The organism is Microbacterium kyungheense (assembly GCF_006783905.1).
GTDB classification, from domain to species: domain Bacteria; phylum Actinomycetota; class Actinomycetes; order Actinomycetales; family Microbacteriaceae; genus Microbacterium; species Microbacterium kyungheense.
On record NZ_VFPE01000005.1, the window covers coordinates 110116 to 130269 of the forward strand.

The following is a 20154-nucleotide window of genomic DNA, read 5'->3' on the forward strand; positions in this document are numbered from 1 at the left end:
TCGGACGCGCATGACCGACACGATCGACGCCGCCCGGGCGGTCGACCCGACGACTCCGATCGCAGCGACACCGGTCGCGACGACACCGATCGCGACCACGGCCGCCGTGGTGCACGAGCGCGGCGGCCCCGCCGTGCTCACCGGCATCACACTGCCGGCGCCGGGAGACGACGAGGTGCTCGTGCGCATCCGGGCGTCGGGGGTGTGCCCCACCGACCTGTTCGGCATCGCGGGTGGCGCGGGCGACCGGTTCCCCGCCGTGTTCGGTCACGAGGGCGCGGGCGTCGTCGAGGCCGTCGGCCGCCGGGTAGGCGGCATCCACCCCGGCGACCACGTGGTGCTGAGCTTCGCGTCGTGTCAGACGTGCGCCGCGTGCGCCGACGGACACCCGGCGTACTGCGCGCGCTTCAGCGCGCTCAACTACGGCGCGCGCGGCGGCGCCGCCGACGGCGGCGGACGGGTCACGACGGGCTGGATGTCGCAGTCCTCGTGGGCGGAGCACGTGGTCGCTCCGGCCTCGAGCGTCGCCGTCATCGGCCACGACGTGCCGTGGCAGGTCGCCGCTCCCCTGGGCTGCGGCATCCTCACCGGCGCCGGCACCGTGCTCAACACGCTGCGCCCCGGCACGGGCGACGCGCTGCTGGTACTGGGCGCGGGGACGACGGGCCTCGCCGCCGTCATGGCCGCACGTCACCGCGGGGTCGCCCGCGTCGCCGTCAGCGACCCCGTCGACGCGCGCCGCGTGCTCGCGCGGGAGGTGGGCGCGACCGAGACCCACGATCCGGCGGCCCTCGACGGTGTGACCGGGTTCACGCACGCGATCGACACGGTCGGCAGCCAGGGCACGACCGATGCGGTCCTCGCCGCCCTGGCGCCGCGGGGTGTCGCGGCGACCGTCGCCCTGAAGCCGGGCGCGAACCCCGTCACCGTGTCGCAGAGCCGCCTGCTGTGGGGACGCACCCTCACGGGCGTCATCGAGGGGGACGCGGTCGTCGCACGCGACGTCCCCCTGCTCGCCGCGCTGTGGCGCGCCGGCCGTCTTCCCGTCGAACGTCTCGTCACCGCGTACGACTTCGCCGACGTGGGCGCGGCGATCGACGCCGTCCGCTCGGGTCGCGCGATCAAGCCCGTGCTGCTGATGGATCGGAATGCCGCAGGGCCGGGGCCGGCGGCATCCTCCCGCTCTTCCGCCACGCTGCTCGAGGCTCTGCGCGCCGGCGATGTTCCCGACGCCGACCTGCCGGCGCTGTGGCGCTCGCTGCCGCCGGTCGCCCCCGGCGAGCTGCGCGGGCTGTGGCACGGCTGGGGCGTCACGCGTGATCACCGCGCCGGGCGGCTGCTGGAGCGCAGCCGGTGGTACGGCAAGCTGTTCCGCGCGGATGACGACGTGGCGCCCATCGTGTGCGAGACCGACGACGGGCTCGTTGTCGACCGCGCCCTCGCCCGCGGCGGCGCGACCCTGCGCACGCTCGAGCACGACGGAGTGACGACGGCGGCCATGGTCTACGACGGTCAGGCGATCGTCGACCTCTTCGTGCGGCTCGCTCCGGACGCGGTCCTGGGGGTCATGACAGGTCGGGATGCCGCCGACCGCGGCCGCGCGTACTTCTTCGTGCTCGAGCCGTCGGGCGATCCGCGCGCCGCGGGCATCGCGTGAGACTCGGAGATCTCGCGTGACTCGGACGCACGTGACACATCCGTCCGAGCGGAGCGGGATCTCCGAGTGTGGCGTGCCGTCAGCCGCGCGTGTCGGGCGTCGCGTACGTGCTGCGCTGCTCGATGACCGCGAGCGTGCAGCGCGAGATGCACACGAGGCGCGAGGCGTCGTCGACGATGCGGATCTCCCACACGTGGGCGCGGCGGCCGATGTTGGCGGGCGTCACGGTAGCCGTCACCCACCCCGACGAGATCGGGCGGATGTGGTTCGCGTTGATCTCCTGGCCGACCACGTGGAACCGCTCGCGGTCCACGGCCAGATAGCCCGCCCACGACGCGAGCGTCTCGGCGAGCGCGACGGAGGCGCCGCCGTGCAGCACCCCCGCCGGCTGCACGGTGCGCCGGTCGACCGGCATCCGTCCCACGAGCGCGTCATCGCGGATCTCGACGATCTCGATGCCCAGGTTCTCGATGAGCGTGCCGCTCGCCATCGCCGTCAGGTCGATGGCGGCGACATCTCCGAACCAGAGCGTCATCCGGCCGCTTCTTCGGCGCGGTCGGCGACCTCGAGCGCGGCGGTGTCGGCGACATAGCCGTCGATGTGACGCTCGTCAGGGCCGTTGTACTCCGACAGCGGACGGATGAGCGTGTTCGAGGTGAGCTGCTCCATGATGTGCGCGGTCCAGCCGGTGACGCGGGCCGCCACGAACAGCGGCGTGAAGGTCAGCGTGTCGAAGCCGATGAGGTTGTACGCGGGCCCCGACGGGTAGTCGAGGTTCGGGTAGATGCCCTTGCGCGCGACGAACTCGGACTCGAGCGCGTCGTACAGTGCCGCCACCTCGGGCCGGTCGTAGTGCTCGACGAGGGTGTCGAGCGCGGCCTTCATCGTGGGCACGCGCGAGTCGCCGCGCTTGTAGACGCGGTGGCCGAAGCCCATGATCTTGCGCTTCTCGGCGAGCGCCTGGTCGAGCCACGCCCCCACGTTCTCGGCCGAGCCGATCTCGTCGAAGATGTGCAGCACGGCCTCGTTGGCGCCGCCGTGGAGCGGGCCCTTGAGGGCGCCGATGGCGCCGACGACGGCCGAGTACAGGTCGCTGAGCGTCGAGGTGATCACACGGGCGGTGAAGGTCGAGGCGTTGAACGAGTGCTCGGCGTACAGGATCATCGAGCGGTTGAACGCGTCGACGACGACCTCGTCGGCCTCTTCGCCGAAGGTCATCCACAGGAAGTTGGCCGCGTAGTCCAGGTCGTCACGGGGTGCGACGGGCTCCAGGCCGCGGCGACGGCGCTGACCGTACGCGACGATGGCGGGCAGCACCGCGAACAGCCGGATGCTGCGCTCGAGGTTCTGCTCGGGGCTGCCGCTCGCGTCGAGCACCGATCCGCTGCCGGCGAGATCGCGCGCGCCGATGAGGCTCACCGCGGTGCGCACCTCGTCCATCGGGTGGGCATCCAGCGGCACCAGGTCGATCGTGGTGCGCACGTCGTCGGGGATCGCGCGGTGCGCACGCTCGGTCAGCCGCAGCTCGGCGAGCTGCTCGGCGTCGGGCAGCTCGCCGTTCCACAGCAGGTAGGCGACGGCCTCGAGCGGCTGCGTCGCCGCGAGCTCCTGCACCGGGTACCCGCGGTACAGCAGCGAGTTGGTCTCGGGGTTGACCTTCGAGATCGCCGTGTAGTCCACGACGACGCCCGCGAGGCCCTTCTTGATGTCGGGTTCGGTCATGATTGCTCCTTTTGCATCCCCCCGGTCGTTGAGCGGGGAGCGAAGCGACGAGACGAGACGGGTTGCCACGTTTCGTCTCGCTTCGCTCGCTCAACGACCGGGAACGGTGAAGTTGAAGACGCTGGTGTCGAAGTGGTTGTACTGCTCGTAGTCGATGAGGTCGTAGAGGTCGGCGCGGTGCTGCATCTCGCCGAGCTTCGAGGTCAGGTGCCCGTCCTCGACGAGCGTATCGAGTGCGCGGGATGCCGCACCCATCGCGATCCGCAGCAGCGAGACCGGCCAGATCACGATGTTGACCCCGACGTCCCGCAGCTGGTCGACGCTGAAGAGGTCGGACTTCCCGAACTCGGTCATGTTGGCGAGGATCGGCACGTCGACCGCCTTGCGGACCGCCTCGAACTCGTCGAGCGTGCGCATCGCCTCGGGGAAGATCGCGTCCGCTCCGGCATCCACGAGCGCCTGCGCACGCCGGACGGCGGCATCCAATCCCTCCACGGCGCGGATGTCGGTGCGCGCCATGATGAGGAAGTCCGGGTCGCGTCGCGCGTCGGCGGCGGCGCGGATGCGCTTGATCGCGGTGTCCTCGTCGACGACGGCCTTGCCGTCGAGGTGACCGCACCGCTTCGGGTTGATCTGGTCCTCGATGTGCGTGCCGGCGAGCCCGGCGTCTTCCAGCGTCTGGATGGTGCGGGCGACGTTCATCGGCTCGCCGAACCCGGTGTCGGCGTCGATGATCGCCGGCAGATCGGTCATCCGCGCGATCTGCTGACCGCGTGCCGCGACCTCGGTGAGCGTCGTGAGCCCGATGTCAGGAAGGCCGAGATCGGCCGACAGCACCGCACCCGAGATGTAGACGCCTTCGAAGCCCTTGCGCTCGATGAGCCGGGCCGACAGCGGGTTGAAGGCACCGGGGAAGCGCAGCAGCTCGCCCGAGTCGAGGCGCTCGCGGAACAGGCGCCGCTTCTCGTGCGCGGGGACTACCGAATAGAGCACGGGCGGAGCTCCTCACGGTCGTTGAGCGAGCGAAGCGAGACGAAACGCAGCATCAGAACAGCCCCTTCGGCGCCGGTGCACCGGCGAGCACACCGAAGTCCGCGACGATCGTCAGCTGCTGCACCTCTTCGGGGGTGAGCTCGGGCAGACGCTGGGCGAGGTCGAGGAAGCGCTCGATCTCTTCGGCCGACAGCACGGGTTCGGCGAGCAGCCGGAACTTGCGCACGTAGTCCTCACGCGCGAACGGACGCGCGCCGAGCGGGTGCGCGTCGGCGACGGCGATCTCATCCTCGATCGCCGTGCCGTCGGTGAGGCGGATCTCGACGCGGCCGCCGAACGCCTTCTCGTCGGGGTCCTCGGAGTGGTAGCGGCGCGTCCACTCGGCGTCTTCGGCCGTCGTGATCTTGTGCCACAGCGCCACGGTGTCCTCACGCCCTGCGCGCTCCGGCGTGTACGAGTCGACGTGGTGCCAGCCGCCGTCCTGCAGCGCGACGGCGAAGATGTACGGGATGGAGTGGTCGAGCGTCTCGCGGGATGCCGTCGGGTCGTACTTCTGCGGATCGTTCGCGCCCGAGCCGATGACGTAGTGCGTGTGGTGCGACGTGTGCAGCACGATCGACTCCACGTTCGCCGGGTCGGCCACCTCGGGGTTCGACCCGTGCAGCTTGCGGGCCAGATCGATCCAGGCCTGCGCCTGGTACTCGGCCGAGTGCTCCTTCGTGTAGGAGTCCAGGATGCCGCGCTTGGACTCGCCGGCGGCGGGCAGCGGCACCTCGTACGTGGCGTCGGGACCGTCCAGCAGCCACGCGATGACGCCGTCCTCGCCCTCGTAGATCGGCGACGGCGACGTCTCGCCGCGCATCGCGCGGTCGACGGCCTCGACCGCCATCTTGCCGGCGAAGGCCGGGGCGTGCGCCTTCCACGTCGAGATCTCGCCCTTGCGCGACTGCCGCGTGGCGGTCGTCGTGTGCAGCGCCTGGCCGATCGCCTGGTAGATCGTCTCGACGTCGAGGCCGAGGAGGGTGCCGATGCCCGCGGCGGCCGACGGGCCGAGGTGGGCGACGTGGTCGATCTTGTGCTTGTGCAGGCTGATGGCCCGGACGAGGTCGATCTGGATCTCGTAGCCCGTCGCGAGGCCGCGGACCAGCGCGTGCCCGTCGGCGCCGACGTGCTGGGCGACCGCGACGATCGGCGGGATGTTGTCGCCGGGGTGCGAGTACTCGGCCGCGAGGAACGTGTCGTGGTAGTCGAGCTCCCGCACGGCGACGCCGTTGGCCCATGCCGCCCACTCCGGGCTGGTCTTGCGGTCCAGCGCACAGCCGAACACGGTCGCGCCCGAACCGCCCACCGAGACGGCGTGGTCGAGCGCCTGCTGACGCGCGGCGCTGACGGGGGCGCGGGTGAGGGATGCCGCGGCCACGGCCGCGTTGTCGATGACGCGGTTGATGATCATGTCGACCACGTCGGCGTCGACCTCGACCGGGTCGGCCGCGATCTCGGCGAGGTGCCACGCGAGCTGGCCTTCCCGAGCGAGGTTCTCGTCGCTGCGGTGTACGCGGAGGTGGTGGGTGACGGTCATGACGAACCTTCCATGGTCGAAGCGTCGAGGGCGCCGAGGATGCTCTCGAGCGCGTTGTGCAGATGAACGTGGGTGGCGTGGGCGGCCAGGTCGGCGTCGCGCGCGGCGATGGCCGCCGCGATGAGACGGTGCTCCGAGACGGATGCCGCCAGCCGGGCCGGATTGTCGCGCGCGAGCCTGCGCACCCGGACGAGGTGGGTGCGCACGGTGCGCAGTGCGGCGGTGAGGTAGTCGTTGGCGACCGAGGTGTCGAGCATCCTGTCGAAGCGTGCGATGAGCCCGTAGTAGCCGTCGGCCCCGCGGGCGGTGCCGAGGTCGACGCGTGCGAAGTCGTGTGCGAGCGCGGCGAAGGCTGCGGCATCCCCCCGCGCGGCGGCGAGTCGGGCCGCCGACTCTTCGAGCGCCCGGCGCACCTCGAAGATCTCCCGGATGTCGCCGGCGTCGATCGCGGTGACGACTGTGACGCGCGGAGACTGCTGGGCGACGAGCCCGTCGGCCGCGAGGCGCCCGAGGGCCTCGCGCAGCGGCGTGCGGCTGACCCCGAGGCGTGCGGCCTGGTCGACTTCGCCGAGCACGGTGCCCGGGCTCAGCACGCCCGACTGGATCTCGTCGAGGAGCGTCGCGTAAGCGCGATCGCTGGCACGCATCCGCATCACCTCCTCGTCAGGAACCTCGCTCAGTGTATACATAAACCGCCCGGAAGGCCACCTTCCCGCAAGTAGGGCCGCCCATCGTATACAACGTGAGGCGGGCCGTATGGAAAGCGTGAGGAACATTCACAAATTTGTGAAACCGGCGTAGCGTCACCGCCATGTCCACAGTCATCCGCACCAGCGGCCTCACCAAGCACTACGGCCGCGTCCACGCCCTCGACGGTCTCGACCTGACCGTCGACCAGGGCCAGATCCACGGGTTCCTCGGACCCAACGGGGCCGGCAAATCCACCACCATCCGGGTCCTGCTCGGGCTCGCCCGGGCGACCGGCGGTGAGGCATCCGTCTTCGGCCAGGATCCGTGGAACGACAGCGTGGCGCTCCACCGCCGCATCGCGTACGTCCCCGGCGATGTCAGCGTGTGGCCCAACCTGTCCGGCGGCGAGGCCATCGACTTCCTGTCGCGCCTGCGCGGCACCGGCAAGCGCGACAGCGCGTACTGCGCCGAGCGTCAACGGCTCATGGAGGCCTTCCAGTTCGATCCGCGCAAGAAGGGCCGCTCGTACTCCAAGGGCAATCGGCAGAAGGTCGCGCTCATCGCCGCGTTCGCCGTTCCCGCCGACCTCTACATCCTGGACGAGCCGACGAGCGGCCTCGACCCGCTCATGGAGGTGATGTTCCGGCGAGAGATCGCCCGGGTGCGGGATGCCGGCGCCACCGTGCTGCTGTCGAGCCACATCCTGTCGGAGGTCGAGCAGCTGTGCGACCGCGTCTCGATCATCCGCGCGGGTCGCATCGTCGAATCCGGCACCCTTGCCGAGCTTCGCCACCTCACTCGGACCGAGATCTCGTTCGAGGGGACGGATGCCTCGGCCGCGGCCGGCATCCCGGGCGCCCACGATGTGACGGCCGAAGAAGGACGCGTGAAGTTCACGGTCGACAGCGATGCCGTCGCATCCACTCTTCCGACGCTGGCGGAGCGCAACGCAGCGGGTCTGCGCATCGCGCCCCCGTCGCTGGAGGAGCTGTTCCTCCGCCACTACGGCGATGAGCTGGGGGGCGACCCGGCCGTGCCGGACGGCCGGCAGACGCCCGCGCGCGAGACCACGGGGGCGTCGCGATGACCGTTGCCGCGCTGCTGCGCCAGCGGCTGCGTCGCGACTGGCTGCAGCTGACGCTCTGGATCCTGGGCACCGCCGCGCTCGCCGCGTCGGCGGTCAGCGGCGTGGAGCAGTCCTACGGCACGCTGCAGGACCGGCAGGAGGTGCTGGTCGCGGTGATGGCGAACCCCGTCATCATGCTGTTCCGCGGTCTGCCGTCGGGGGCCGAGCGCGAGGCCTTCACGCTGTTCCTCATCCTGCCGTTCCTCGCCATGATGGCCGCCTTCATGTCGTCGTTCCTCGCGGTGCGCCACACGCGCGCCGAGGAGGAGCTCGGCCGCGCCGAACTGGTCTCGGCGACACCGGCAGGGCGCGCCGCGCCCACGATCGCGACGATCCTCCACGGTCTGATCGCGAACGCGGTCCTGGGCGCACTGGTGTTCGCCGTGTACGCCGGCTCGGGCTTCGCCGTCGGCGGTTCGGCGGTCGCGGGCGTGGCTTCGGCGGCCGTCGGCGTCGTCTTCCTCGGCGTCGCGCTCGTCGCCGCACAGCTGATGCGCACCTCGCGCGGCGCGAACTCGCTGTCGGTGTGGGTGCTGATCATCACGTTCCTGCTGTCGGGCATCGGCAACGCACTCGGCACCCCGAGCGACGATCTGCAGCGCATCGAGAGCTCATGGGTCACGTGGCTGTCGCCGTTCGGCTGGGCCGAGAACTCCCGCCCCTTCGCGGACGACGCCTGGTGGCCGTTGGTGCTGTGCCTGGCCACCGGTGTCGTGCTGACGGCGGTGGCCCTCGTCCTGCAGCCGCTGCGCGACGTCGGCGAGAGCTTCATCGCGCAGCGTCCCGGACGCCTGTACGCGCACGCCTCTCTGTCGGCGCCGATCGGGTTGGTGTGGCTGCTGAGCCGCGGCTCGCTCATCGGGTGGTGCGTCGGAGGCCTCCTCACCGGAGCGCTGTCTACCAGCCTGGCCTCGGTCATCAGCGAGCTCGGCACCGACATCCCCGCGCTGCAGAACGTGCTGTCCGCACTCTCCGACAACGGCAGCCTGGCGGCCGGGATGGTCATCATCTTCTTCCTCATCGTCGGGGTGCTCGCGGCATGCGCGGCCGTGCAGACCGTGTCGCGCGCCCGGCAGGAAGAAGCGCACGGCACCGCGGAGCTCGTCCTCGCGCAGCCTGTCGGACGCGTCCGCTGGCTCGGCGGCTACCTCGTCATCGCGTTCGCCGGCGTGCTGGCCGTCTGCGCCTCCGGCGTGCTCGGCGCCTGGCTCGGCTCGCTCCGGCAGGGCGACGCCGACCTCGTGTCGGACGCGGTCCTGGCCGGCTTCGGGCAGGCGGTCGCGGCATCCGTGTTCCTCGCGATCACGGCGTTCGTCTTCGTCGTGGCACCGCGGCTGACGATCGCCCTGGCGTGGATCCTCGTGCTGGGCGGCCTGATGCTCGGCCTGTTCGGCGCGCTGTTCGGACTGCCGGATGCCGTCGTCAACCTGTCGCCCTTCACCTCGGCTCCGACGGTCGACGCGGGAGAGCTCGACATGAAGGGCGGCTGGTGGCTGCTCGGGGCGACGGCGGTGCTGGCGGGCGGCGCCCTGTTGCTCATGCGGCGGCGGCAACTGGCCACGAACGGATAGCCTCGACAGAGGGGGTGCGGATGTCAGCGGAGCACGCGGGAGTCGAGGCGGCCGAGCAGTCCGCCGCGATGCTCGCGGCCGTGGGCATGCCCCGCATGCCGGCGCGCGTCATGATGGCGCTCGCCGGCGCCCCTGACGACGGCTACACCGCGGCCGACCTCGCCGAGCGGCTCGGCGTCTCGGCCGCGGCCGTGTCGGGCGCCGTGCGCTACCTCGTGTCGCTGCGGCTCATCCACCGCCGCTCGCGCCCGGGCGACCGCCGCGACCGCTACGACCTCACCGAAGACGCGTGGACGGGCATGATCGCCGCCAACGCCCCGCTGTACGCCAACCTCGCCGGCTACCTCGACCGCATCGCCGACGAGAATCCCGCCCCCGCGTCGGCGGCGAGGGCCCACGACATCGCCGACTTCCTGCGGTACCTGTCGGTGCGGATGCCGCAACTCGCGGACGAGTGGCGATCCGAGCGCGAAGGGCCCGAGGCCGATCCGGCCTGAGCCGTCGGGCGGCAGCGGCCGCCCGCATCCCTCCACCCTCCCATGCGGTCGAACGGACCCTGCCGATCCGTTCGCGCTGTCGAAACCGTCATTCGCTGTCGAACAAGTCAGGCGCGGTTGCCGATTTCGATAGCGCGGGGCATACCGCGTCCTCTGCAACCGCCCTCACGGGGGAACCGGCGGGCGACATCGCCGCGGCCGGGTAGCCTTGCCCGAGTGACCGACGCGCCCCGCTACATCGTTGCCACCGACGGAGCCTGCAAGGGCAACCCCGGCCCGACCGGGTGGGCGTGGGTCGGCGAGGACGGGCACTGGGCCGCGGGCTCCATCCCCGTGGGAACCAACAACATCGGCGAGCTCACGGGGCTGCTCAAGGCCATCGAGGACCACGCCGACATTGCGAACCTCGTCGTGCAGGCCGACTCGAAGTACGCCATCGACACCTACACGAAGTGGATGGACGGCCACCGCCGCCGGGGCTGGAAGACCTCCACCGGCGCGCCGACCAAGAACGTCGACATCCTCGAGCAGCTGATCTCGGCGCGTGACGCCCGCCGCGCCGCGGGCCTGCCGGATGTCGTGCTGGAGCACGTGCGCGGTCACTCCGGTCACGTGCTGAACGCATGGGCCGACGAGCGCGCCGTGCGCGCGTCCGAGCACGCCGCCAAGGGCGTCGCGAGCGCCTGGTCGTCGCTCGGCGCCCAGGATCGCATCGACGTGTCGTCGCGTCCCAAGAACGGCCGCTGAGTCAGAGCTGCACGCGGTACTCCCGCCACGTCTCGCCGAGGCGGCGCACCCCCTCGTGCAGCACCGCCTCCGGCGCCGTGTACGGGAGCCGGATGTGGTCGTCGTAGGTGATGGATGCCGTGAACTCGGTGCCGCCGGCGACCGAGACGCCGCGCATCGCGGCGGCGCGTGCGAAGGCCGTCGCCGACCCGATCGGCAGGCGGGCCCACATGGCGAGGCCACCGCGCGGCGGGGAGACCTCCCACCCGGGCAGGTGCTCGCCGATCGCGTCTGCGAGCTGCGCGGCCGCGACGGCGTGCGTGCTGCTCACCTCCAACCGCAGCGCCCTCGCCTGCTCGACGAGGTCGAGGGCGAGCAGCTGCGCCGGCACACTGGTCGATTGGTCGATGAGCTGGCGGACGCCGCGCAGGCGCCGGACGAGGACCGGATCCGCCCGCAGCCAGCCCACGCGCAGGCCCGACCAGCACCACTTCGACAGCGAGTCCACCACGATGACCGGCGCATCGGGTCGCAGCGCGGCGAGCGTCGGCGGCACGACGCCGTCGAACGAGACGTGCGCGAGCACGCGGTCCTCCAGCACCGGGACGCCGTACTCGGCCGACAGGTCGGCCAGGCGCTGCCGTGCGGCCGCAGGCAGCCGGGTGCCGGTCGGATTGTGGTGGTGCGGGTTCACCGCGATCAGGACCGGGCGCAGTGCGGCGACAGCCGCTTCGAGCTCGTCGACGTCGACCCCCTCGGGGCCGATCGTGATGCCGTGCACGCGCCCGCCCCGACGTCGCACCGAGTCGGCCAGGCCGGGCCACGTGACCGACTCGGTGAGTACGACGTCGCCCGGTGACACCAGCTCGTCCACGACGAGGCTGATCGCCTGCTGCGCGCCGTGGGTCACGAGGATCTGCGCCGCCGTGGCCGGCGTGCCTTCTTCTTCGAACAGCGCCGCGATGCGGGTGCGGAGGATCGGCAGCCCCGCCGGATCGGTCTCGGCGAGGGTCACCGGATCGAGGGTCGGCGCGTGGGCGCGGACGATGTCCAGGGCCGGCTGCGGCATCGCGGGCACTGCGCGCAGCAGGTCGATGCCGGACGGCAGCGCCGAGAACAGCCCCTCGCCGCGCGCCGTCCGCTCCCGGGCCGGCATGGCGGCGCCCAGGTGTCCGGCGATGCGCGTGCCGCTCCCCTGCCGCCGTTCCACCAGCTCGTCCTCGGCCAGCAGCGCGTACGCGGCGACGACGGTGCCGCGTGAAACCGAGATGGCGCCGGCGAGCCCGCGTTCGGCAGGCAGCCGGTCGCCCGGTCGCAGCTCCCCGCCTTCGACGAGCGCGGCGATGGCCTGCGCCAGACGGACGCTCAGCGTGCCGTCGCCGTGCGCCCACCGTCCGAGCCGAGCGGCGAGCCGGGTTGCCTCCACCGTGCCGCCGAGAGCCACCCGGTGGTCCACCAGCCGCTCATTGGCCCTGTCAACGGTCGTCATGACACCGCATTCTGGTCCAATGTTCCGCACACACACCAGCGTTCCGTCGACGGTCAGTCCAGTTCATCCCGATTGGACCATCAACGACGTCATGGCGTGGGTCGCCGACGACGACGCCCGTTGCCACGACGAGGCGCTCCGGCCGGTGCTCTCCGCACTGGCGGGACTCCGACAGCCTCAGCCCGGGCTGCGCCCGACGTCGACCGTCGCGCTCGTCCGCGAGGTCGCCGCGCACCTCCGTCGCGAGCCGGCGAGCGGAGACATACGTGTCCGCGACCTCTTGGGCCAGGGCGTGCGCTGACCCGCGTCCGCGCGGATGCCGCGACCAGCGCGTCAGCCGGCGTCGGTGGTGCCCTCGTACAGGGCGATGGTGTTGCCGTCGAGGTCCTCGATCACGGCCCACCAGCTCGTTGGCGAGATCTCGCTCTTCTCTCTGACCACCGTGCCCCCGGCATCCTTCGCCTTGGCCAGCGTCTCGTCGATCGAGTCGACCTCGACGTAGGAGCGGGGCTGGGTGAAGCCCTCGTCGCGCGGCGCGAGCCCGCCGCCCGAGATCTTGTTGGGCGCCTGCCACATGGGATACCCCTCGTAGCCGGGCACTTCCGCGATCTGCCAGCCGAACAGGCCGGAGTAGAACGCAGAGGCCTTCTCGAAGTCGCTGACCGGGATGTCGATGTGGGTGATGTCGCCGTGAGCCATGGGTGGGTCCTCTCGTGCGGAGTCGACCCGGTCAGTCTCCGCCTCCGCGGGGAGCCGCACAAGGGCCCGGCAGGCGGCTCACGTCAGCGCTTCGAGGCGCTGCTGCAGCGCGTCGATCGCGGGGCGCTGACCTTTCACGAGACGCTCGCGTGCCGCATCCGGCGTCGTCCACTCGACCCGGTCGACTTCGGGGAAGCGCACGGTGCGACCCGAACGCGGTGGCCACTCGAGGTCGAACTCGCCGAACTCCAGGTCATCGAGCGCGAGGCCCGCTCCATCGGCGACGAAGACCGTCACGCGCTTGCCGGACGAGTATGCGAACGTGCCGAGCTCGGCGTACGGAGGCTCGGGCGCGTCGATGCCGAGCTCTTCGCGGAACTCGCGTCTCGCGGCATCCAGCGCGTCCTCGTCGCCCTCGTCGTACTCGCCCTTGGGGATCGACCATGCGCCGGCATCCTTGCTCGCCCAGAACGGACCGCCCATGTGCGCGATGAGCAGTTCGAGATCCGGGGTGAGCCGGTACAGCAGGATGCCGGCGCTGGTCGTCACCATGGCGTCAGACGAGCCGCGCCTTCGGCGAGACGGTGTACGTGTCTTCGGGGTCGCTGAAGACGACACCGCCGAGCGCGGTGTCGATGGCCGCGAGCGTGTCGGCGTCGAGCACGACGCCCGAGGCCTTGACGGTCTCGGCCAGCTGCTCGGGACGGGATGCCCCGACCAGCGCAGACGCCACGTTCTTGTTCTGCAGCACCCACGCGATCGCGAGCTGCGGCATCGAGAGCCCCGCCTGCTCGGCGATCGGCTTCAGTCGCTGGACCGCCTCGAGCACCTCGTCGCGCAGGAACGACTTGATGAAGTCGGCGCCGCTCTTCTCGTCGGTCGCGCGCGAGCCGTCGGGCAGCGGCTGCCCGGGCAGGTACTTGCCCGACAGCACGCCCTGCGCCATGGGTGACCAGACGATCTGCGAGATGCCGAGCTCTTCGGACGTCGGCACGACCTTGCCCTCGATCACGCGCCACAGCGCGGAGTACTGCGGCTGGTTCGAGATCAGCTGCACCCCGTAGCTCTTCGCGAGCGCGTGACCCTCGCGCAGCTGCTCGGCCGTCCACTCCGAGACGCCGATATAGAGCGCCTTGCCCTGGCGGACGACGTCGGCGAACGCCTGGAAGGTCTCTTCCAGCGGCGTCTCGTAGTCGAACCGGTGCGCCTGGTAGAGGTCGACGTAGTCGGTGCCGAGGCGTCGCAGCGATGCGTCGATCGACTCGAAGATGTGCTTGCGGCTCAGGCCCGTGTCGTTCGGACCCTTCGGGCCGGTCGGGAAGTAGACCTTCGTGAAGATCTCGAGGGACTCGCGACGCTGACCCTCGAGCGCCTTGCCCAGCACGACCTCGGCAGCCGTGTTGGCGTAGGTGTCGGCGGTGTCGAAGGTGGTGATGCCGGCGTCGAGCGCGGCGTGGACGGTCGCGATGGCAGCGGAGTCGTCGACCTGCGAGCCGTGGGTGACCCAGTTGCCGTAGGTGATCTCACTGACCTTGAGACCGCTGTTTCCGAGATATCGGTAGTTGACCATGAGAAAACGCTACCCGCCCCGGCGGACAAGCCGGGACGGGTAGCGTTCTTCGCAGCGATGCGCTCAGACGACCGGTGCCGCCTCGTCCTCGGTGGGCTCGCCGGACTCGGCGTCGACGGCCAGCGCCCGCGCCTCTTCGTCGAGGTCGGTCGCTGCCTGCTCGAACTGCGAGTTGTACAGGCGGTAGTACGCGCCCTGAGCGGCGATGAGCTCGTCGTGTGTGCCCTGCTCGACGATGCCGCCGTTCTCCATCACGAGGATGAGGTCGGCGTCGCGGATCGTCGAGAGCCGGTGCGCGATGACGAACGACGTGCGTCCCTCGCGCAGCGCCGCCATCGCGTGCTGCAGCAGCAGCTCGGTGCGGGTGTCGACCGACGAGGTGGCCTCGTCGAGGATCAGCACCGACGGCTGGGCCACGAACGCGCGGGCGATCGTGATGAGCTGCTTCTCGCCGGCCGAGATGTTCGACGCGTCCTCGTCGAGAAGCGTGTCGTACCCGTCGGGCAGCGAGTGCACGAAGCGGTCGACGTAGGTCGCCCGTGCGGCGGCGAGGATCTCGTCGTCGGTGGCGTCCGCGCGGCCGTACCGGATGTTCTCGCGGATCGAGCCGGCGAACAGCCACGGGTCCTGCAGGACCATGCCGGTCTTGGCACGGATGTCGCGACGAGTGAGGTTCGCGATGTTCTGGCCGTTGAGCAGGATGCGCCCGCCGTCGAGCTCGTAGAACCGCATGATCAGGTTGACGAGCGTCGTCTTGCCCGCACCCGTCGGGCCGACGATCGCGACGGTCTGCCCGGGCTCGACCCGGAACGACAGGTCGTGGATCAGCGGACGGTCGGGCGAGTACGAGAACGCGACGTCCTGGAACTCGATCGTGCCGTCGCCGTCCACGGGCACCGGCGCGTCGGCGGCGTCGGGCTCCTGCTCGGGCTCGTCGAGGAGCTCGAACACGCGCTCGGCCGAGGCGGTGCCGGACTGCACGACCGCGGCCATGCCGCCCAGCTCCGACAGCGGCTGCGTGAACTGCTGCGAGTACTGGATGAAGGCCTGCACGTCGCCGAGCCGCAGCTGGCCGCCGGCGACCATGAGCGCCCCGAACACCGCGATGCCGACATACGTCAGGTTCCCGATGAACATCATCGCCGGCATCATGATGTTGGCCAGGAACTGCGCCTTGAACGAGGCCTGGTACAGCTCTTCGTTCTCGGCGTGGAACGCCTCGCGCGCCGCCTGCTCGCGTCCGAACACGCGCACCAGCGCGTGACCCGAGAACGACTCCTCGACGCGGGCGTTGAGACGCCCGACCTTGCGCCACTGGATGCCGAAGGCCTTCTGCGAGCGCGGGCCGATGACGCCGAAGAGCACGCCCATGAGCGGGAAGCTCACGAGGACGACGAGGGTCAGCTGCCACGAGATCGACAGCATCATGACGAGCACGCCGATGACGGTCAGCACGCTCGTGAGCGCCTGCGACAGCGACTGCTGCATCATCTGCGTGATGTTGTCGATGTCGTTCGTGACGCGCGAGATCAGCTCGCCGCGCTGCACGCGGTCGAAGTAGCGCAGCGGCAGGCGGTTGATCTTCGACTCGACGTCTTCGCGCAGCTGCCACATGACGCGCATCATGATGACGTTGATGACGTAGCCCTGCAGCCACATCAGGATCGACGAGGCGAAGTACAGCGCCAGGACGATCAGCAGCACGCGGCTGAGCGCCATGAAGTCCACGCCGGCACCCGGCGTGAAGTTGTTCATGGCGGCGACGATGTTGGCGAGGTCCTGCTGGCCGGCGGCCTGCAGGCCGTCGACGACCTGCTGCTGCGTCGTGCCGGCGGGCGCCATCGACGAGACCACGCCCTCGAAGAGGATGTTGGTCGCCTCGCCGAGCACCTTGGGCGACAGCACCGCGAGGACGACGCCGGCCGCACCGAGCAGCGATACGAACACGAAGACGACGGCGTGCGGCTTGAGCAGGCCGATCAGGCGCCGGAACGAGGGACCGAAGTGCGCGGCCTTGCCCGGGGCGACGCCGCCGCTCCAGTCGTCCGCGGCGATGCGGGCCTGTTCGCCGAGTTCGATCTCGGCCTGCTCCTCGGCGCTGATCACCGGCTGCGGACGCTGCGCGCGGCGGCCGCGGCGCGGCGTCTGGGTGGGGGTCTCGTCGGCGCTCATCGGGCCGCCTCCGCTCCGAGCTGGGACTGGACGATCTCACGGTAGGTCTGGCTGGACTCGAGCAGCTGCTCATGCGTGCCGAGGCCCACGATGCCGCCGTCGTCGAGCACGACGATGCGGTCGGCCTCGGTGATGGTCGAGATGCGCTGCGCGACGACGATCTTCGTGACGTCGGGCAGCTCGCGCCACAGCGCCTGCCGCAGCCTCGCGTCGGTGGTGAGGTCGAGCGCCGAGAACGAGTCGTCGAAGACGAGCACGTGCGGCGCGTGCACGATCGCCCGGGCGATCGCGAGCCGCTGCCGCTGGCCGCCCGACACGTTGGTGCCGCCCTGCGAGATCGGGGCGTCGAGGCCGCCGTCCATCTGGCTGACGAAGTCGCTCGCCTGCGCGATCTCCAGCGCGTGCCACAGTTCGGCGTCGGTCGCGTCCTCGCGGCCGAACCGCAGGTTGGACCCGATCGTCCCCGAGAACAGGAACGGCCGCTGGGGCACGATGCCGATCGTGCGCCACAGCGCGTCGAGGTCGGCCCGCCGCACGTCCACGCCGCCGACGGCGACCACGCCGTCGGTCACGTCGAACAGGCGCGGGATGAGCGACACGAGCGTCGACTTGCCGGCGCCGGTCGAGCCCACGACCGCGACGGTCTCACCCGGGGCGGCGGTGAAGCTGATGCCCGACAGGATCGGCTGCTCGGCGCCCGGGTAGGTGAAGGTGACGTCCTCGAACTCCACCGCGCCGGGCGACGGGAACTCCGTCACGCCGTTCTCCGGCGCGACCAGCGTCGAGCGGGTGCCGAGCACCTCGCTGATGCGCTCGGCCGACACGGCGGCGCGCGGGATCATCAGCGTCATGAAGCTCGCCATCATGACGCCCGACAGGATGATCATGACGTACTGCATGAAGGCGAACAGCGTGCCGATCTGCACCTCTCCCGCGTCCACCTTGATGCCGCCGAACCAGATCACCCCGATGACGGTGACGTTGAGGATCAGCATGACGGCGGGGAACAGCAGCACGAACAGCGAGCCGACCTTGCGCCCGACGACCATGATCTCGGTGTTCGCCTCGCGGAAGCGCGCCTCTTCGATGGGCTCGCGCACGAAGGCGCGGATCACGCGGATGCCCGTGAGCTGCTCGCGCATGACACGGTTGACGCCGTCGAGCTTGTACTGCCAGCTGCGGAACAGCGGCACCATGCGGGCGATGATGAGGCCGGCGACCACCAGCAGCACCGGCACGGCCACCGCGATGATCCACGCGAGGCTGGCGCTCTGCTCGATCGCGAGGATGATGCCGCCGACGGCCAGCAGGGGCGCCGTGACGAGGAACGTCGCCGCCATCATCGCCAGCATCTGCACCTGCTGGACGTCATTGGTGTTGCGCGTGATGAGCGATCCGGCGCCGAAGTCGGTGACCTCGCGCTCGGAGTAGCCGGAGACCCGCTCGAAGATGTCGTCGCGGATGTCGCGGCCGAGCTTCATGGCGGCGCGTGCGGCGAAGTAGGTGGCGATGATGGACGCCGTGATCTGCCCGAGCGACACCGTGAGCATGAACAGGCCGGTGCGCCAGATGTAGGCGGTGTCGCCCTTGGTCAGGCCGTTGTCGATGATGTCGGCGTTGAGGCTGGGCAGGTAGAGCGAGGCGACCGCGGATGCCGCCTGGAACAGCAGCACGCCGAGCAGCAGCCACCCGGATGGTTTCAGATATCGGACGAGGAGTTTGGCCAGCACGAGGATCCCCAAAGGCGCATAAGGGCACGCGGACGAGCGCGCAGAAGGTGGTGTGGACCCACACTTGCACGAGCCGCCGACATCGCGGCAGTCTCGTTCGCGGAGGGCGGACGGTGGACGCGGGATGCCGATTCCCGGCGGCATCCGCCCGTCACTGTAACACGATATATCGTGTCGCGTGAAGAGTCGGCGCCCGCCGGCCACTCCCCGAACGTGCGCGCGTCGACCGGGGCGGCGTCAGCCGGTCAGGCCTCGCCGCCCTGCGCGATGTCGGCGCGCTCGCGCCAGCTGCGGGCGGTGACGCGGTCGAGCGCGACCTGGCGCCGCAGCGCGTCCGCCTTCTCGTACAGCGTCGGGTCGCCGTAGCTGGTCAGGACCTTCACGAGCACCGGCAGCAGCTCGATCATGAAGAACAGCGAGGCGATCAGCCAGTGCGCCCACATCAGGGCCGGCTCGCGCTGCGACAGGCGCTCCAGGCCGCTGATCTGGCTCAGCAGGCCCGTCGCTCCCGCGTTGGCGCCCGCGATCTCGGCGGCGCGTGCGTTGTAGGCGGCCAGCGCGGCCTGGTACTGGTCGCGGGCGGCGGGCAGCTCGTCCTTGGCCTGCTGCTTGTTGGTCGCCTCCGACGCGCTCGCGTCCGCGGTGCCGGCGGCCTGTGCGTCGGCGAGGCCTGCCTGGGCGTCGCGCAGCTTGGCCGCCAGGTCGTCGTACGAGGCCTGGGCAGCTGCCAGCTGGTCCTTCGCCGCGGTGGAGCTCGCGCCCTCGCCCGCGACGCCGGTGCAGCCGGCGACCTCTCCGGCGCCCTGCCCCGTGAGCTCGCACTGGTAGATGGCGCGCGCCTGGTCGATGACGGTCTGCTGGGCCGCCAGCTTGGCGGTCAGGTCGTCGACGGTCGTCTGTGCCGACGCGGCGGCGCCGGACGTGGTGTCGGCGCCCGCCACCACACCGCTGGCGGCCTGGCTCTCCAGCGCGGCGACCTGCTCCTTCGCGGCATCCAGAGCCTGCTTCTCGGGGCCCGAGGTCACGGCATCCTGATCGGACTGCGCCTGCACGAGGTTCGTCGCGTTCACCTCGCGCGCGATGTCGTTGTGGAACACCTGCAGCACGAGCGGCTCCGCGACGACCAGGCCGATGATCGCGGCCATGATCACACGCGGGATCGCCAGCCCGACGAGGCGCCACACGTTGCGCGTCGAGCGCATCGTCGAGGTGAGGAAGCGGTCGAGGTTGAAGATGATGAGCGCCCACACGATCGCGAGCGGAACCGCGAACCACGCCGCGACCCGCACACCGGTCATGAGGGCGAACATCATCGAGATCGCCGACACCAGCGCCGTGCCTGCGAGCACGAAGAACATCTGCACGAAGCGGGGCGTCTCGCTCGGCACCTCGTCGAGCACGACGCCGTCCGCACCGCCGAGGACGGCCAGTCGGCGCCACCCCGATCCGGGCACCTTCTCACGCTTGGCGCGCGGCTGCTTCGGGGTCTTGACCCGGGTGGCGGGCGGTGCGGCGGCCGGCGGAGCCGCCTCGACGGGCTCCGCCTCCGGGGTGGATGCCTCGCCCATCGCGCCCCAGTCGGCCGAGGCGGGCATCACGAGCGTGTCGTCCTGCGACGTCTCCGCCGACGCCGCGACGGCGACCGGCTGCGTCGGGTTCATGGCGAGCGCGTCGTCGAGCAGGTCCTGCGTCACGGGGTACGGGTCTTCGGGGCCCTCGGGATCGGCGGGCGGAGCGGGTGCGTCAGGCGCCTCGGCCGCCTCGTCCTGGGCGGCGCGGGCCTGCGCGGCGCGGACGTCGTCGACGTACAGCTCTTCGGGCTCAGAGCCTGCTGTCTCGAACTCGATGCGGCCGTCGGAGCCGAACCTGCCCGGCCGGTGTGCGGAGTAAGACATCCGAACACCGTATGAGGGCCACCTGGACGGCAGGTGGA

18 protein-coding genes are annotated in these 20154 nt (G+C 70.8%); 6 read left to right on the plus strand and 12 right to left on the minus strand.

The window, feature by feature from the left end:
- Nucleotides 1–10: 10 nt before the first annotated feature.
- On the plus strand, nt 11–1657 hold the full coding sequence (locus FB391_RS15405) for an alcohol dehydrogenase catalytic domain-containing protein (protein WP_141895828.1): 1647 nt from the start codon (nt 11–13) through the stop codon (nt 1655–1657).
- 79 nt (nt 1658–1736) lie between these two features.
- On the opposite strand, the gene FB391_RS15410 is transcribed toward FB391_RS15405, so the two are convergent.
- The 5 genes from FB391_RS15410 to FB391_RS15430 form a co-directional block, all read right to left on the minus strand.
- Nucleotides 1737–2192 (minus strand): hotdog fold thioesterase, encoded by a 456-nt coding sequence (locus FB391_RS15410; RefSeq protein WP_141895829.1) that lies wholly within the window; start codon nt 2190–2192, stop codon nt 1737–1739.
- Nucleotides 2189–3379, minus strand: coding sequence for a bifunctional 2-methylcitrate synthase/citrate synthase (locus FB391_RS15415; protein ID WP_141895831.1), 1191 nt, complete (start codon nt 3377–3379; stop codon nt 2189–2191). The genes FB391_RS15410 and FB391_RS15415 overlap by 4 nt, the downstream gene beginning before the upstream one ends.
- Nucleotides 3380–3469: 90 nt before the next feature.
- Nucleotides 3470–4372: a methylisocitrate lyase gene (gene prpB, locus FB391_RS15420; RefSeq protein ID WP_141895832.1), complete on the minus strand. Its 903-nt coding sequence runs from the start codon at nt 4370–4372 to the stop codon at nt 3470–3472.
- Nucleotides 4373–4424: 52 nt separating this feature from the next.
- Nucleotides 4425–5951: an MmgE/PrpD family protein gene (locus FB391_RS15425; protein ID WP_141895834.1), complete on the minus strand. Its 1527-nt coding sequence runs from the start codon at nt 5949–5951 to the stop codon at nt 4425–4427.
- Nucleotides 5948–6598 (minus strand): GntR family transcriptional regulator, encoded by a 651-nt coding sequence (locus FB391_RS15430; protein WP_141895836.1) that lies wholly within the window; start codon nt 6596–6598, stop codon nt 5948–5950. Before FB391_RS15430 ends, FB391_RS15425 begins: the two co-directional genes overlap by 4 nt.
- 164 nt (nt 6599–6762) lie before the next feature.
- Between FB391_RS15430 and FB391_RS15435 the strand changes: the two genes are divergently transcribed.
- The 4 genes from FB391_RS15435 (at nt 6763) to FB391_RS15450 (ending at nt 10582) form a co-directional block, all read left to right on the plus strand.
- Entirely contained in the window at nt 6763–7728 is a 966-nt protein-coding gene (locus FB391_RS15435) for an ABC transporter ATP-binding protein (protein WP_141895837.1), read from the plus strand.
- On the plus strand, nt 7725–9338 hold the full coding sequence (locus FB391_RS15440) for an ABC transporter permease (protein WP_141895839.1): 1614 nt from the start codon (nt 7725–7727) through the stop codon (nt 9336–9338). Before FB391_RS15435 ends, FB391_RS15440 begins: the two co-directional genes overlap by 4 nt.
- A gap of 20 nt (nt 9339–9358) precedes the next feature.
- On the plus strand, nt 9359–9835 hold the full coding sequence (locus tag FB391_RS15445; protein ID WP_141895841.1) for a GbsR/MarR family transcriptional regulator: 477 nt from the start codon (nt 9359–9361) through the stop codon (nt 9833–9835).
- 216 nt (nt 9836–10051) lie between these two features.
- Nucleotides 10052–10582 (plus strand): ribonuclease H family protein, encoded by a 531-nt coding sequence (locus FB391_RS15450; RefSeq protein WP_141895842.1) that lies wholly within the window; start codon nt 10052–10054, stop codon nt 10580–10582.
- Nucleotide 10583: 1 nt separating this feature from the next.
- On the opposite strand, the gene FB391_RS15455 is transcribed toward FB391_RS15450, so the two are convergent.
- On the minus strand, nt 10584–12050 hold the full coding sequence (locus FB391_RS15455; RefSeq protein ID WP_141895844.1) for an aminotransferase-like domain-containing protein: 1467 nt from the start codon (nt 12048–12050) through the stop codon (nt 10584–10586).
- 19 nt (nt 12051–12069) lie between these two features.
- Between FB391_RS15455 and FB391_RS15460 the strand changes: the two genes are divergently transcribed.
- Nucleotides 12070–12351, plus strand: a complete 282-nt coding sequence (locus FB391_RS15460; protein WP_141895846.1) for a hypothetical protein — start codon at nt 12070–12072, stop codon at nt 12349–12351.
- A gap of 32 nt (nt 12352–12383) precedes the next feature.
- Here FB391_RS15460 and FB391_RS15465 read toward each other — a convergent pair whose 3' ends face one another.
- From FB391_RS15465 to FB391_RS15490, 6 genes are all read right to left on the minus strand, one after another.
- Nucleotides 12384–12749 carry a VOC family protein gene (locus FB391_RS15465; protein WP_141895848.1) on the minus strand — a complete coding sequence of 122 codons (366 nt, stop codon included), beginning with the start codon at nt 12747–12749 and terminating at the stop codon, nt 12384–12386.
- A 78-nt stretch (nt 12750–12827) separates the two neighbouring features.
- The gene (locus tag FB391_RS15470; protein ID WP_141895849.1) at nt 12828–13301 is read right to left on the minus strand and encodes an NUDIX hydrolase; all 474 of its coding nucleotides are present in this window, start codon (nt 13299–13301) and stop codon (nt 12828–12830) included.
- Nucleotides 13302–13305: 4 nt separating this feature from the next.
- Nucleotides 13306–14319: an aldo/keto reductase family protein gene (locus tag FB391_RS15475; RefSeq protein ID WP_141895851.1), complete on the minus strand. Its 1014-nt coding sequence runs from the start codon at nt 14317–14319 to the stop codon at nt 13306–13308.
- Nucleotides 14320–14382: 63 nt separating this feature from the next.
- On the minus strand, nt 14383–16491 hold the full coding sequence (locus FB391_RS15480; RefSeq protein WP_246093558.1) for an ABC transporter ATP-binding protein: 2109 nt from the start codon (nt 16489–16491) through the stop codon (nt 14383–14385).
- Complete coding sequence (locus FB391_RS15485; RefSeq protein WP_141895853.1) at nt 16488–18221, minus strand: ABC transporter ATP-binding protein; 1734 nt, start codon at nt 18219–18221, stop codon at nt 16488–16490. The genes FB391_RS15480 and FB391_RS15485 overlap by 4 nt, the downstream gene beginning before the upstream one ends.
- Nucleotides 18222–18466: 245 nt before the next feature.
- Nucleotides 18467–20116, minus strand: a complete 1650-nt coding sequence (locus FB391_RS15490; RefSeq protein ID WP_141895854.1) for a DUF4407 domain-containing protein — start codon at nt 20114–20116, stop codon at nt 18467–18469.
- Nucleotides 20117–20154 lie beyond the last annotated feature (38 nt).